This is a genomic window from Gilliamella sp. W8126 (genome assembly GCF_016102185.1).
GTDB lineage: Bacteria > Pseudomonadota > Gammaproteobacteria > Enterobacterales > Orbaceae > Gilliamella > Gilliamella apis_A.
In genome coordinates, this window is sequence record NZ_JACFPE010000002.1 from 173606 (window position 1) to 188704 (window position 15099).

Sequence of the window (15099 nt, forward strand, 5' to 3'; positions counted from 1 at the left end):
ACAAGCCGTATTATTATTACGGCTTGTTGTCTTTTCATAATGCCATAATTGGTTGAATTTTATCATGAAAGGTCTTATTCCTCGCGATTTTATTTTAGATTTGCTTGCCCGCACAAGTATTCTTGATGTGATAGGTAAGCGCGTTAAAATGAAAAAAAAGGGAAATAATTATTTCGGTTGTTGTCCTTTTCATGATGAAAAAACTGCTTCTTTTTCATTAAATGAAAAAAAACAAATTTACTACTGCTTTGGATGTGGTGCATCAGGCTCTGCTGTAAATTTTTTAATGCAGTATGAACGATTAACCTTTCCTGAAGCCATTGAAGAAATTGCTAGTATGCAAGGCATTCGTGTTCCTTACACGGAAGATGATAGTAATCAAGCTGACCAATCAAAGCAAATTGAATCACGTAATTTGCGTCGTGATCTCTACTCCTTGATGGCAAAAATCACCGATTTCTACCAACAACAACTAGCATTATCAACTTCAAAAGATGCTCATATGTATCTTGAGCAACGTGGTTTAAATCAAGAAATTATAACTAGGTATAAAATAGGTTATGCTCCTAATGAGTGGCGTTTAACTTCACAAAATGTAGTAAAAACTAAAGCTGAAACGAAATTATATAATCAAGCTGGCATGTTAGTTACCAATGATAGTGGTAATCAATATGATCGTTTCCGTGGTCGTATAATGTTTCCAATTCGCGATAGACAAGGTAATGTCATTGCTTTTGGTGGTAGAACGATTATCAATGATTCAGCTAAATATATTAATTCACCCGAAACACCTATTTTTCATAAAGGTTTCCAATTGTATGGTCTTTATGAAGCGCAAGAGGTTAATCGAAATCCTGAACAGCTGATTGTGGTTGAAGGGTATATGGATGTCGTTTCACTGGCCCAATACGGTATTGATTATGCAGTTGCTGCATTGGGTACATCAACCTCTGAAGAACATATTAAATTATTATTTAGAGCAACTGATTCTGTCATATTTTGTTATGATGGTGATAATGCAGGGCGAAGTGCTGCTTGGCGAGCACTGAACGTATTACTACCTTGTTTGATTGATGGTAAACAAATTACTTTCGCTTTTTTACCGCAAGATGAAGATCCTGACAGTTACGTACGTAAAGTCGGTAAAGATGGTTTTGAAGATTATGTAAAAAATGCACCTAATCTCTCCGAATTTTTGTTTGATGAATTATTAAAACAAGTTGATCTAAAAACCGCTGAAGGTAAAGCTAAATTGAGTTCACTGGCCATACCTTTGCTTGAGCAGGTCAAAGCAAAAGCATTTAGACTTAATTTGCTTCAGGAATTAGGTCGTTATTTAGGCCTACTTGATATATCACAAATAGAACAACTGATTGCCACAGATCAAAACAAAGGTGAAAATAAACCTATTGAACCAGTATCTGCACCGCAGATGAAATTAACTACCATGCGAATTTTGATTGGTTTATTACTGCAATATCCTGATATGGCTAAAATGGTTTCAGATATTAATGTTATGCGACAAGTTAATTTAGCTGGCATAGATATATTTATTGAGCTACTTGAATTATGCCAACAATACCCAAATATAACTACAGCACAGATATTAACAGAGTGTATCAGTCGACCATTTTATAAACAGCTAAGTCGTTTAGCTACATGGGAGTACCATTACCAAGATGATGAAATAGAGTCAATTTTTTCTCATACTTTAAAAGAGTTATATGATAATATACTCGCCCAAAGGCAAGATGAACTGATCGCAAAAGAGAGAGTCTCCGGATTAAGTACCGCAGAGAAAAAAGAATTAGCGACATTAATACTTGTTTTATCAAAAAAAGACTAAATATACAGGGTATATGTAGAAAATTATTTTCTATCTACATATATAATATACATGACCGAATAACTAAATGTGGATACCTTTATGGAGCAAAATTCTCAATCACAGTTAAAACTCCTGATCATCCGAGGAAAGGAGCTAGGATACCTGACCTATGCTGATGTCAATGATCACTTGCCGGAAGAAATCATTGATTCAGATCAGATTGAAGATATTATCCAAATGATCAATGATATGGGCATTCAAGTACTTGAAGAAGCCCCAGATTCAGATGAATTATTACTTTCCGATAATGTTCCGGATGAAGAGGCCGTTGAAGCAGCTACAGCATTAGTTTTATCTAATGTAGAATCAGAAATAGGTAGAACGACAGATCCTGTCCGTATGTATATGCGGGAAATGGGTGCAGTTGAATTACTTACCCGTGAAGGCGAAATTGATATTGCCAAACGTATTGAAGATGGTATTAATCAAGTTCAAACCTCTGTATCTGAATATCCAGAAGCGATTACATATCTTTTAGAACAATACAATTTAGTGGAAAGTGGTGAAGTTCGCTTATCTGATCTTATCACCGGTTTTGTTGATCCTAATGCTGAAGAATCAACCGAAGAGCTTCCAGAAGAGTTGGAAGAGAGTGAAGCTGAAATCGATATTGATGATAGCGATGATGAAAGTGAAGAAGATGGCGATTCTTCAGCTGATGATGATGTTTCAATTGATCCGGAAGTGGCAAGAGCGAAATTTTCTGAACTTAAAGAACAACATGATAAAACCTCAGCTGCAATAAAAAAATATGGTCGAGCCCATAAAAAAGCACAACAAGAAATTGAAAATTTATCTGAAGTTTTTAAACAATTCAGATTAGTTGGTAAACAATTTGATATTCTTGTTAATAACATGAGAAGCATGATGGATCGCGTAAGAGCACATGAACGTGTCATTATGAAGATCTGTGTTGAGCAGTGCAAAATGCCGAAAAAACAATTTATGACGCATTTTAGTGGTAACGAAAATAACATGAGTTGGTATAAAAAAGCCGTTACTGGTAAAGGCGCTTTTGCTGCTAATTTAATGGAATTTGAAGCGCCAATTGAGGCTGAAATTAATTGTTTACAACAAATAGAAACAGAAACTAATCTTTCTATTGAGCAAATTAAAGATATTAATAGACGAATGTCTATTGGTGAGGCAAAAGCTCGACGAGCTAAGAAAGAGATGGTAGAAGCCAACTTACGTTTGGTAATTTCAATAGCGAAAAAATATACCAACCGAGGCTTACAGTTCTTAGATCTTATTCAAGAAGGTAATATTGGCCTGATGAAGGCTGTTGACAAGTTCGAATATCGCCGAGGATATAAATTCTCTACATATGCGACTTGGTGGATTCGACAAGCAATTACACGTTCAATTGCTGACCAAGCAAGAACAATACGTATACCAGTGCATATGATTGAAACAATCAATAAGCTAAATCGAATTTCACGTCAGATGTTACAAGAAATTGGTCGTGAACCAACGCCAGAAGAACTATCTGAACGCATGCAAATGCCTGAAGAAAAAATTCGTAAAGTATTGAAAATTGCTAAAGAGCCTATTTCAATGGAAACACCAGTAGGTGATGATGAAGATTCACATTTAGGTGATTTTATTGAGGATACAGCTCTTGAGCAACCATTAGATGCCGCTACATCTGAAAGTCTGCGTAGTGCAACACGTGATATTTTATCTGGCTTAACACCGCGCGAAGCGAAAGTATTACGCATGCGATTCGGTATTGATATGAATACTGACCACACTCTTGAAGAAGTTGGTAAACAATTTGATGTAACGCGTGAACGTATTCGTCAGATTGAAGCTAAAGCATTACGTAAATTACGTCATCCAAGCCGATCTGATGTACTGCGAAGCTTCCTAGAATAACAGCATAACTTTAGATATATCGCCACTTTTGTGGCGATTTTTTTAACTAATCAAACTAATATCATGAATATACTTCAACGTTTTAAAATTGATTCATTCTTGCTGATTTTGATTTGTGTTGTGATGACGGCAAGTATTTTTCCATGTGAAGGACAAGCTAAGGTTGTTTTTGAGGATCTCACCACTTTTGCTATTGGTCTATTATTTTTTATGCATGGAGCAAAATTGTCATTTGATGCAATAGTTATTGGTATAAAAAATTGGCGATTGCATTTATTGATATTTGTTATTACTTTCGTGGTGTTCCCTATTCTAGGGATGATGATGCAACTACTTGTACCAACTTTTTTATCTGAAGATCTTTATCTAGGTTTTGTTTACCTTTGTGTTTTACCCGCTACGGTCCAGTCTGCAATTGCTTTTACATCAATAGCAAAAGGTAATGTAGCTGCAGCAATTTGTAGCGCATCGGCATCGACATTATTAGGTGTATTTATTACCCCTGTATTAGTCGGCCTATTAATGCATACTCAAGCGGCTGACTCGATGAATATTTTAGATGCTATAGAATCTATTATGCTTAAACTAATGTTACCTTTTGTGGTTGGTCATTTATCTAGACGTTTTATTGGCAAATGGGTGGATAAATATAAAAGTGTTATTTCAAAAACTGATCGTATATCAATATTATTAGTTGTTTATGTTGCTTTTAGTGATGCGGTAGTTAATGGTATTTGGGCAAAAGTTAGTTTGTTATCTCTTTTAGAAATTATTTTTTATTCAATAATTTTGTTAACCATCGTATTATTAATTACTACTTACAGCTCGCGATTATTCGGCTTTAGCAAAGAAGATGAAATCACAATTGTATTTTGTGGCTCTAAAAAAAGCCTCGCAAGTGGTATTCCTATGGCTAGTGTAATTTTCCCTATGTCTATAACTGGAATAATTATTTTGCCGTTAATGATTTTTCATCAAGTTCAATTAATGATCTGTGCTGTATTAGCTTCCCATTATGCGAAACGAAAAATGTAAAAATTGTTTTGCTCATTATGGTATTCTCAAGGATAATAGAGCCGCTATTAACAACAGAAAGATATATTATGTTTCATCTATTTGCTGATTTAGACTTTTCAACCATTATATTACTAGTTTTAGCACTATTTTTTGTTCTTTTTTACGAGGCAATTAATGGCTTTCATGATACCGCAAATGCAGTTGCGACAGTAATATATACTAGAGCATTAAAAGAACAGCTTGCTGTTTTTATGGCTGGCATGTTTAACTTTTTTGGGGTATTGCTTGGTGGACTTAGTGTTGCTTATGCAATTGTGCATCTTTTACCAACTGATTTATTATTGAATGTAAGTTCTGCACATGGTCTGGCAATGGTATTTTCGATTTTATTTGCCGCTATTATATGGAACTTAGGTACATGGTATGTAGGTATACCAGCATCAAGCTCACATACTTTAATTGGTGCAATTATTGGTGTAGCATTGGCTAATGCATTTATTATGGATACTTCTATTATTGATGCACTTAATATTCCTAAAATGATCCAAATCTTTTTATCATTAATCATTTCGCCTGTTGTTGGTCTTGTGATAGCTGGATTAATGATTTTTTTACTGCGAAAATATTGGACTCGTAAAGGTCAAAGTAAAAAACGTAGTAAAAAAAGAGAGCGTATTTTTATGACGCCAGAACAACGCGAAAAACTCTATGGTAAGAAAAAACCACCATTTTGGATTCGTATAATGTTGATCATTTCTGCTGCTGGGGTAAGTTTTTCTCATGGCGCTAATGATGGACAAAAAGGTATTGGTTTATTAATGTTAGTATTGATGGGAATTGCGCCTGCTGGCTTTATTGTAAATATGGGAGCATCAACCTATGAAATTACTAATACCAGAAATGCCATTCATAATATTGAAGAATATTTTATTACTCATAATGATGAACTTAATACTGTAATAGGAAAACAGTCTGCTGCAGATACTTCTATTCCTGTAAATGATTTAAATCAATATCATTGTGATTACTCTCGTTCGTTTACTACATTAGGGATTGCTAATAATTTGTTTAATAAAATGAATGATTATGGTTCTCTTAACGTAGATCAACGCTCTCAGGCTAGACGTATTTTATTATGTTTATCCGATACGGTATCTCATGTTGCTAAACAACCAAATGTACCTGCAGAAGATAAGCAATACTTAAAATCGTTAAATAATGATTTATTAAAAACTGTAGAGTACGCGCCAGTTTGGATTATTATCGGCGTAGCTTCAGCGCTTGCTGTAGGTACTATGATAGGTTGGCGACGGGTTGCAGTAACCATTGGTGAAAAAATCGGTAAAAAAGGGATGACTTATGCTCAAGGTGTCTCTGCTCAAATTACGACTGCGTTATCAATCGGTATAGCCAGTTATACTGGTATGCCTGTATCAACAACCCAAGTTCTTTCCTCATCTGTCGCTGGTACTATGATTGTTGATGGTGGTGGGGTACAAAGTAAAACAATTAAAAATATTGCTTTAACTTGGATTCTTACTTTGCCAATTTCAATTTTGTTATCTGGGTCATTATTTTGGCTTGCTCAAAAATTAATTTAGTAGTAAAAAGGAAGTATAAATTCTAATTTAATTAGAGCGTCAAAAATAGGAAGGAGTGAATATTATGGCTTATAAACATATTTTAGTCGCAGTGGATTTATCACCAGAAAGTGAAGTTCTTGTTGAAAAAGCAGTCTCTATGGCTAGACCATATAATGCTCAAATATCACTAATTCATGTTGGTATCAACTATTCAGACCTTTATACTGGTTTAGTTGATATTAATATGAATGATATGAAAGATCGTATCACTGAAGATGCCCATATTGCATTGAATAAACTTGCTGATGATGCCGGTTATCCAATTGCACATACTCTTTCTGGCAATGGTGAATTCGGCCAAGTATTAATTGAAGCTATCCATGAATATGGCGCAGATCTGGTTGTTTGTGGTCATCATCAAGATTTCTGGAGTAAATTAATGTCTTCTGCTCGACAATTGATTAATAATACCCATATTGATACGTTGATTGTTCCTTTGAAAGATGAAGAGCCTTCCGAAGAACCGGCTAAATGAAATATTGGATGTCAACCCGCTACGTAGCGGGTTTTTTTATATTTAATGCAGAATAATTTATCATTTATTTCAATATTATAAAGGTAAATTCAGACAATTATCATGAGTAAAGGGGATTGAATATGAATATCGCTTTAGTTACTGGGGCTTCTTCTGGTTTTGGTCAAGCTATTTGTCGAAAGCTTATTGCTGACGGTTATAAAGTAATAGGTGCAGCTAGACGGAGTGATAAATTACAGAAACTTGCTGATCAGTTGGGGGATAATTTTTTACCTTTAACGTTTGATGTCACCAAAAAAGATGCAGTCGAAACTATTTTGTTGCAACTACCAAAAGAATTTCAACCAATTGATATATTAATCAATAATGCTGGATTGGCATTGGGATTAGAACCTGCTTATGAGGCGAACTATAATGATTGGGAAACCATGATTCAAACAAATATTATTGGCTTAATTCACCTAACACATCAAATTTTACCGAGTATGGTTGAACGTAATTATGGTTACATAATAAATCTTGGATCGGTGGCGGGTACTTATGCTTATAAAGGTGGTAATGTTTATGGTGCCTCTAAGGCATTTGTTAAGCAATTTAGTGCTAATTTACGGACAGATTTACTGGGTAAAAGAATCAGAGTAACAAATATTGAACCAGGATTATGTGGTGGAACAGAATTTTCAAATATACGATTCCATGGTAATGATGAACAAGCTGCGACAGTTTATAAAGATGTTGATTATGTTACTCCTGAGGATATTGCTAATACGGTGTCATGGTTAGTAAATACACCTAATCATTTTAATGTGAATTCAATTGAAATTATGCCAGTTGCCCAAGCTTCGGCAGGATTATCTGTTTGTAAGCAAGTTTAACATTTAACAAAACTTACATTGATATATATCAATGCGTTAAACAAAAAATAATAAAAAAATAGAATTGAAAATCAAAATAGACTTGCACTTATGTTAATGGATTGCTATTCTTTTCGCTTGTGATTTTGATTGAGGTTTTAGCAATGACATTTTCAGACGTAACAAAAACATTTGCGACAAGCTTACCTGGTACCGATTCGTATGTAAAATTACGTAAGGCTATGAGGACTTTAATCCAAGATGATCCAAAAAATGCATCAGTTTATTTTTTAATCTTTGGATTTGCGCGTACTTATGTCATGTTATATGAAGATCAGGAAGTTTCACCACAATTTGCTGAAGACAATCAAAAACTGATGTTATCGTATCTCAATATACTTGATGAAGCATTAAAAAAACAGGATGCAGAAAGTATCTACCAAGCTTTAAATAAGGTAGTGAATGAATACGAAAACAGCAAAAAAGTTTTTTAATTTTTACAGCCTGACATGAAAATGTCGGGCTGTTTTGTTTAGGGATTTTTTAGGAAAAATAATGAAAACTGTGATGATGATGATTTCAGGTATTATTGGCACCACCGGCACTATTATTAATTATAGGGCGGGTTGATTTTTCCTTAAAAAATATCGAAAAACCCGCCAAAAAAGGCGGGTTTTTTTGTTTTATAAAATAAAAAATGTTCAAAAACATTAATAACAGAAAAAAAGAATTCAAAATATTGATTTTATAGGTAATTTAAAAAAATTGCATTTTGAATTGTCATTGGCATAAATTAGAAAAATAAGTAAGGTGTGATATGAAAGTTTTAAAATTTGGAGGAACATCTGTTGCCAACGCAGAACGCTTTTTGCGTGTAGCAGAGATTATTGAGAATAATGCTAAACAAGAACAAACAGCAACAGTTTTATCTGCACCAGCTAAAATTACCAATCATTTAGTCGCAATGGTTGAAAAAACTGTAGCACGGCAAGATATACAAACAAATATTTATGATGCAGAAAAAATATTTGCGGATCTCTTAGCAGGAATATCACAAGCATTGCCTAATTTTGCCTATGAAGAGATGAAAAAATTTGCACTCAATGAGTTAAATAATGTCAAACAATTGTTAGAAGGTATTTGGTTATTAGGTCAATGTCCTGACAGTATTAATGCCACTATCATTTGCCGAGGTGAAAAACTTTCAATTGCAATCATGCAAGAGGTGCTAAAAGCAAAAGGTCATGCAGTGACCGTAATTAATCCGGTAGCAATGTTAATTGCCGAAGGTGATTATTTAGAATCAACGGTTGATATTGTTGAATCATCTCATCGCATCAGCGAGATGCGTATTCCACCAGAAAATATTATTTTGATGCCAGGTTTCACTGCTGGAAATGAAAAAGGTGAATTAGTTGTTCTTGGCCGTAATGGTTCTGATTATTCGGCATCAGTTTTAGCAGCATGTTTACGTGCAAGTAGCTGTGAAATTTGGACCGATGTTGATGGAGTTTATACTTGTGATCCTAGAATTGTACCTGATGCCAAATTACTAAAAACCATGTCTTATCAAGAAGCAATGGAGTTATCTTACTTTGGTGCTAAAGTGCTTCATCCAAGAACAATTTTGCCAATTGCCCAATTTCAAATTCCATGCTTAATTAAAAATACCAATAATCCAGATGCTCCAGGGACTTTAATTGGTGCAAATGTTGTGGATAGTTCAACTCCAGTAAAAGGTATAACCAATTTAAATAATATGGCGATGATTAATGTATCAGGACCAGGATTAAAAGGTATGGTTGGTATGTCTGCTCGAGTATTTTCTGCTATGACTTATGCTGGGATTTCGGTGGTACTAATTACCCAATCATCATCTGAATATAGTATTAGTTTTTGTGTTCCTCAAACTGAACTATATCGTGCTGAAGAGGCATTAAGTGATGAATTTTATTTAGAATTAAAAGATGGCTTACTAGAACCTATCGAAGTGATTGACAAATTGGCAATTATTTCTGTTGTTGGTGATGGTATGCGTACGTTACGTGGTTTATCTGCTAACTTCTTTACTGCATTAGCTCGAGCCAATATTAACATTGTGGCAATTGCACAAGGTTCATCTGAGCGTTCAATTTCGGTTGTGGTTGATAATGATGTTGCTGTAATGGGGGTACGTGTAACGCACCAAATGCTTTTTGGTACAGATAAAATGCTAGATGTGTTTGTTATTGGTGTTGGTGGTGTTGGTGGTGCATTGGTTGATCAAATTGGTCGCCAACAAAAATGGCTCAAAAATAAACAGATAGATTTACGGGTTTGTGGTTTATTCAATTCCAAACATTCTGTACTGAATCGTGATGGTATTGATTTAGCTAATTGGCGTGATCAAATAAAACAAAGTGATACAGATTATACTTTAAATAGTATTATTGAATTTGCTAAAAACAATCGATTACTTAATCCAATCTTAGTTGACTGCACTTCAAGTAGTGACGTATCAGATAAATATGTTGATTTCCTTGCTAATGGCTTCCATGTGGTTACACCAAATAAGAAAGCTAATACAAGTTCAATGGCTTATTACCTTCGCTTACGGCAAGAAGCGGCCAATAGTAAGCGTAAGTTTCAATATGATACCAATGTTGGTGCTGGTTTACCTGTAATAGAAAATTTACAAAATCTGCTTAATGCAGGTGATGAACTGATCAAGTTTTCCGGCATATTATCTGGATCGTTATCTTTTATTTTTGGTAAATTAGATGAAGGTATGTCATTATCAGAAGCGACTAAATTGGCGAAAGAAAAAGGCTTTACCGAACCAGATCCTCGTGATGACTTATCTGGGACCGATGTAGCTAGAAAATTATTGATTTTAGCTAGAGAAGCAGGATTACAACTGGAATTAGATCAAATTAAAGTTGAATCTGTTCTTCCTGCGGAATATTCTCAAGGTAATATTGATGAGTTTATGTCAAAACTGCCACAACTAGATGCTGAATTTAAAGAAAAATCAGAAAAAGCAGCCAAAGATGGGAAAGTATTACGGTATGTAGGTAGTATTGATGATGGTAAATGTAGCGTCAAAATAGAAGCTGTTGATGCAGATGATCCACTTTATAAAGTTAAAAATGGTGAAAATGCGTTAGCATTTTATACTAGGTATTATCAACCAATTCCATTAGTATTACGTGGTTATGGCGCTGGTAATGATGTAACTGCAGCAGGTGTTTTTGCTGATATTTTACGAACCACATCGGGAAAAATTGGAGGCTAAATGAGTCATAAATCATTAACTGTTTATGCTCCTGCATCAATGGCAAACATTAGTGTTGGTTTTGATATTTTGGGGGCGGCAATCAATCCAATTAGTGGTGCAATGTTAGGTGACTGTATTACTATTGAGTCTGCAACTGAGTTTAACCTTACTTGCAAAGGGCAGTTTGTCAAAAAACTGCCAAAAGATCCCAAGTTCAATATTGTTTATCAATGTTGGCAGCGTTTCTGTAAGGCTATGAATAAAACATTACCTGTGAGTATAACTCTTGAAAAAAATATGCCAATTGGTTCTGGTTTAGGCTCAAGCGCTTGCTCAGTAGTTGGTGCTTTTGTTGCATTAAATAAGTTTTTCAATGAACCATTTAATGAGTTTGAGATGCTTTCGATGATGGGAGAGCTAGAAGGGCGTATATCTGGTAGTGTGCATTATGATAATGTGGCACCTTGTTATTTAGGTGGTATGCAACTTATTTTAGATGAAATGGGTGTTATCAGTGAGTCGATTCCTCACTTTGAAAATTGGTATTGGGTAATGGCCTATCCTGGTATTAAAGTTTCTACAGCAGAAGCCAGAGCTATTTTGCCTGCTCAATACCAAAAAGCTGATTGTGTTGCTCATGGTCGCTATGTCGGTGGTTTTTTACATGCTTGCTATACTAAACAACCTAAACTTGCTGCGGCAATGTTAATTGATAATATTGCTGAACCTTATCGTAAACAATTGCTACCTAATTTTGACGAAACACAAAAGAAAGTAAAACAACTTGGCGCATTAGCTTCAGGGATATCAGGATCTGGACCGACGATGTTTGTTGTGGCGGATAATCTTGAAACGGCACAGCAGATAGAGTCATTATTAAAAAGCTCTTATCTACAAAATGAAGATGGTTTTACCCATATTTGTAAAATAGATCCACAAGGTGCAAGAGTGATTTAAGTTAATTGTTATTAAATTGGACAATAAGATTAAATCAAAAAGAAAACAATTAAAGTATAAAATAGTTGGAACAAATTATGAAACTGTATAACTTACAAGATCATTCTGAACAAGTTAGTTTTGCTCAGGCCGTACAACAAGGATTAGGTAAAGGGCAAGGATTATTTTTCCCAGAGCAATTACCAAAATTTTCAGATGCAGAAATAGAGTCATTGCTAAACATGGATTTTGTTACTAGAAGTGCCAAAATATTATCGGCTTTTATTGGTAATGAAATTAGTGATAACGATATGCATCGATTAGTACAAAATGCCTTCCAATTTCCAGCTCCAGTCAAATCAGTAGAAGATGATATTGGTTCACTTGAACTCTATCATGGTCCAACATTAGCATTTAAAGATTTTGGTGGCCGCTTTATGGCACAAGCATTAGTTCAAGTCGCTGCGGATAAAAAAATCACAATCTTAACGGCAACCTCTGGAGACACAGGTGCAGCTGTTGCGCATGCTTTTTTTCACTTACCTAATATTCGCGTAGTGATTCTATATCCAGAAGGTAAAATTAGCCCTTTACAAGAAAAACTATTTTGTACTTTAGGTGATAATATCCACACCATTGCTATTCAAAGTGATTTTGATGCTTGCCAAGCATTAGTTAAAAAGGCGTTTGATGATGAAGAGTTAAAAAATATTATTGGTTTAAACTCAGCAAACTCCATTAATATAAGTCGGCTTTTAGCTCAAATTTGCTATTATTTTGAAGCTTATGCTCAATTGACAGCAAAACAACGAAAACAATTAGTTATTTCTGTGCCAAGTGGTAACTTTGGTGATTTAACTGCCGGATTGCTGGCTAAAACTATGGGGTTGCCAATTAAACGTTTTATTGCAGCAACTAATGCCAACGATACTGTTCCTCGTTATTTAGAAACCGGTAAATGGGAGCCACATAAAACTGTAGCTACACTATCTAACGCTATGGATGTAAGTCAACCTAATAACTGGCCAAGAATTGAGGAAATTTATCAACGAGAAGGTTGGGTATTAAAATCATTAGGTCATGCAGCTGTTTCTGATGAGGTTTCTGTACAAACTGTTCAAGAATTGGATAAAAAAGGTTATTTATCTGAGCCTCATGGTGCTATTGCTTATCGAGCTTTACGCGATCAATTGCAAGAAGGGGAGTATGGTTTATTTTTAGGAACTGCACATCCAGCCAAGTTTAAAGAAGTGGTAGAAGATATTCTTGGTAGGTCTATTCCATTACCACCAGCATTAGCTGAAAGGGCTGAGATGCCATTGCTTTCTCATTATATGCCTGATGATTTTGCAAAATTACGCGATTTTTTAATCTCATTAACATGGTAAATCAATTTTCCGTCACCGAATAGGTGGCGGAAATTTAACATTCATTTGAGTTTACTGCCATTAGAAATAGTATGCAGAATTTATATTACTTAGCTTAAATCTTGTTTAAAATAATAATTTCGGCTATTGTAATGTAAGTTAAACGTTTTCAGGATATATTTATGCACTGTCCGTTTTGTAATGCTGATGATACAAAGGTTATTGATTCTCGATTAGTTGGTGAAGGTTTTCAAGTTCGTCGTCGTCGACAATGTGTGGAATGCAATGAGCGTTTCACAACCTTTGAAGTGGCTGAATTAATTATGCCTAATGTTATTAAAAGTAATAAGGTTCGAGAACCTTTTAATGAAGAAAAACTTCGTAATGGTATAAAACGAGCTCTTGAAAAACGTCCGGTTAGTTTTGATGCAATTGAAGATGCTATTACACGTATTAAATCAAAACTTAGAGCTACAGGCGAACGTGAAGTGCAAGCAAAATTAATTGGTGATTTTGTAATTGAAGAGCTCAAAAATCTTGATAAAGTTGCTTATATTCGCTTCGCTTCTGTTTATTTCAGTTTTGATGATATTGAACAATTCAGTAATGAAATAGCGAAGTTGCAACAAAAATAATCTTAATTTAAAAGATAGCTATGGATAAAGATCTATATTATATGCAGCAAGCTATTGAGCTTGCTGAACTCGGTCGCTTTACCACTACCCCTAATCCTAATGTTGGTTGTGTTATTGTTAAAAATGATCAGATCATTGGCAAAGGTTATCATCAAAAAGCTGGCCAACCCCATGCCGAAGTTTATGCATTAAGAATGGCTGGTGACCAATCAAAAGGGGCAACGGCTTACGTAACATTAGAACCTTGCAGTCATTTTGGTCGAACTCCACCTTGTGCTGATGCTCTTATTCAAGCTGGCATAACGCGGGTAATTATTGCTATGCAAGATCCTAATCCTAACGTTGCTGGTAATGGCATTAAACGATTAAAAGATGCTGGAATTGAAGTTCAAGTTGGCATTTTAACTGAGCAAGCTGAGGCAATTAATAAAGGTTTTTTAAAACGCATGCGGACCGGCCTGCCATACGTCCAACTTAAAATGGCCGCTTCATTGGATGGTAAAATTGCTATGGCCTCCGGTGAAAGCAAATGGATCACATCAGCATTAGCAAGACAAGATGTACAACAATATAGAGCTCAAGCTAGTTGTATATTGAGCACCAGGAAAACAGTTCAAGCTGATAATGCCAGTTTAACTGTTAGATTTAATGAATTGCCTGATTCAATTAAAGAAATTTATCCTTTCGATGAAGTTCGTCAACCCGTACGAGTGATAATCGATAGTCAAAATCAAATGATTGGTAATGAAAATATTTTCAACAATTCTGGTGAAAATTGGATTGTTCGTAAGCAAAATCTGCCAATATTATCTTCAAATAGCAAACTTATCATTGAATCATCAACTAATCATCAAGTTGATTTATCAGAGTTGTTATCCATATTAGCTAAGCAACAAATGAATTCTGTATGGGTTGAAGCTGGATCTCATTTAGCCGGTGCGCTAATCGAACAAGATCTGGTTGATGAATTAATCATATATTATGCTCCTAAATTGCTAGGTCATAATGCCCAAGATATGTGCGTATTGCCTAACCTACAAAAACTTTCATTCGCGCCTCAATTCCAATTTGAGTCTGTTGACGTTGTCGGTGATGATTTACGAGTGGTATTAAAAAGAAAATAATAACCTATTTTCGCTGAAAATAAGGA

General features: G+C 34.9%; 12 protein-coding genes. All 12 read left to right on the top strand.

From position 1 onward, the window contains the following. The first annotated feature begins 64 nt into the window (after positions 1 to 64). The 12 genes from dnaG to ribD all read left to right on the top strand — a co-directional run bounded on the left by dnaG (position 65) and on the right by ribD (position 15073). A complete protein-coding gene (gene dnaG / locus H3S74_RS04825) occupies positions 65 to 1846 on the top strand; it encodes a DNA primase (protein ID WP_198220954.1) in 1782 nt (593 codons plus the stop codon). A gap of 81 nt (positions 1847 to 1927) precedes the next feature. Continuing rightward, the gene (rpoD, locus tag H3S74_RS04830) at positions 1928 to 3766 is read left to right on the top strand and encodes an RNA polymerase sigma factor RpoD (protein WP_110447167.1); all 1839 of its coding nucleotides are present in this window, start codon (positions 1928 to 1930) and stop codon (positions 3764 to 3766) included. Between the two features lie 63 nt (positions 3767 to 3829). Next, positions 3830 to 4801: a bile acid:sodium symporter family protein gene (locus H3S74_RS04835; protein ID WP_198200883.1), complete on the top strand. Its 972-nt coding sequence runs from the start codon at positions 3830 to 3832 to the stop codon at positions 4799 to 4801. 68 nt (positions 4802 to 4869) lie between these two features. Continuing rightward, on the top strand, positions 4870 to 6384 hold the full coding sequence (pitA, locus tag H3S74_RS04840; RefSeq protein WP_086363841.1) for an inorganic phosphate transporter PitA: 1515 nt from the start codon (positions 4870 to 4872) through the stop codon (positions 6382 to 6384). A 64-nt stretch (positions 6385 to 6448) separates the two neighbouring features. Next, on the top strand, positions 6449 to 6901 hold the full coding sequence (gene uspA / locus H3S74_RS04845; protein ID WP_034901127.1) for a universal stress protein UspA: 453 nt from the start codon (positions 6449 to 6451) through the stop codon (positions 6899 to 6901). Between the two features lie 122 nt (positions 6902 to 7023). Further along, complete coding sequence (locus tag H3S74_RS04850) at positions 7024 to 7776, top strand: SDR family oxidoreductase (protein ID WP_110447170.1); 753 nt, start codon at positions 7024 to 7026, stop codon at positions 7774 to 7776. 143 nt (positions 7777 to 7919) lie between these two features. After that, positions 7920 to 8249 (top strand): hypothetical protein, encoded by a 330-nt coding sequence (locus H3S74_RS04855; RefSeq protein WP_034901131.1) that lies wholly within the window; start codon positions 7920 to 7922, stop codon positions 8247 to 8249. Positions 8250 to 8572: 323 nt separating this feature from the next. Beyond that, the gene (gene thrA / locus H3S74_RS04860; protein WP_198247376.1) at positions 8573 to 11029 is read left to right on the top strand and encodes a bifunctional aspartate kinase/homoserine dehydrogenase I; all 2457 of its coding nucleotides are present in this window, start codon (positions 8573 to 8575) and stop codon (positions 11027 to 11029) included. Beyond that, a complete protein-coding gene (gene thrB / locus H3S74_RS04865) occupies positions 11030 to 11968 on the top strand; it encodes a homoserine kinase (RefSeq protein WP_086363837.1) in 939 nt (312 codons plus the stop codon). Positions 11969 to 12045: 77 nt separating this feature from the next. Beyond that, positions 12046 to 13335: a threonine synthase gene (gene thrC, locus H3S74_RS04870; protein WP_198247377.1), complete on the top strand. Its 1290-nt coding sequence runs from the start codon at positions 12046 to 12048 to the stop codon at positions 13333 to 13335. 161 nt (positions 13336 to 13496) lie between these two features. Continuing rightward, entirely contained in the window at positions 13497 to 13949 is a 453-nt protein-coding gene (gene nrdR / locus H3S74_RS04875) for a transcriptional regulator NrdR (protein ID WP_086363835.1), read from the top strand. Between the two features lie 20 nt (positions 13950 to 13969). Next, positions 13970 to 15073, top strand: coding sequence for a bifunctional diaminohydroxyphosphoribosylaminopyrimidine deaminase/5-amino-6-(5-phosphoribosylamino)uracil reductase RibD (ribD, locus tag H3S74_RS04880; RefSeq protein WP_110447174.1), 1104 nt, complete (start codon positions 13970 to 13972; stop codon positions 15071 to 15073). The last annotated feature ends 26 nt before the right edge of the window (positions 15074 to 15099 follow it).

What these genes read in the sequence shown, in the direction of transcription:
- dnaG (WP_198220954.1), top strand. Translation starts at nt 65, where the DNA reads ATGAAAGGTCTTATTCCTCGCGATTTTATTTTAGATTTGCTTGCCCGC.
- rpoD (WP_110447167.1), top strand. Translation starts at nt 1,928, where the DNA reads ATGGAGCAAAATTCTCAATCACAGTTAAAACTCCTGATCATCCGAGGA.
- H3S74_RS04835 (WP_198200883.1), top strand. Translation starts at nt 3,830, where the DNA reads ATGAATATACTTCAACGTTTTAAAATTGATTCATTCTTGCTGATTTTG.
- pitA (WP_086363841.1), top strand. Translation starts at nt 4,870, where the DNA reads ATGTTTCATCTATTTGCTGATTTAGACTTTTCAACCATTATATTACTA.
- uspA (WP_034901127.1), top strand. Translation starts at nt 6,449, where the DNA reads ATGGCTTATAAACATATTTTAGTCGCAGTGGATTTATCACCAGAAAGT.
- H3S74_RS04850 (WP_110447170.1), top strand. Translation starts at nt 7,024, where the DNA reads ATGAATATCGCTTTAGTTACTGGGGCTTCTTCTGGTTTTGGTCAAGCT.
- H3S74_RS04855 (WP_034901131.1), top strand. Translation starts at nt 7,920, where the DNA reads ATGACATTTTCAGACGTAACAAAAACATTTGCGACAAGCTTACCTGGT.
- thrA (WP_198247376.1), top strand. Translation starts at nt 8,573, where the DNA reads ATGAAAGTTTTAAAATTTGGAGGAACATCTGTTGCCAACGCAGAACGC.
- thrB (WP_086363837.1), top strand. Translation starts at nt 11,030, where the DNA reads ATGAGTCATAAATCATTAACTGTTTATGCTCCTGCATCAATGGCAAAC.
- thrC (WP_198247377.1), top strand. Translation starts at nt 12,046, where the DNA reads ATGAAACTGTATAACTTACAAGATCATTCTGAACAAGTTAGTTTTGCT.
- nrdR (WP_086363835.1), top strand. Translation starts at nt 13,497, where the DNA reads ATGCACTGTCCGTTTTGTAATGCTGATGATACAAAGGTTATTGATTCT.
- ribD (WP_110447174.1), top strand. Translation starts at nt 13,970, where the DNA reads ATGGATAAAGATCTATATTATATGCAGCAAGCTATTGAGCTTGCTGAA.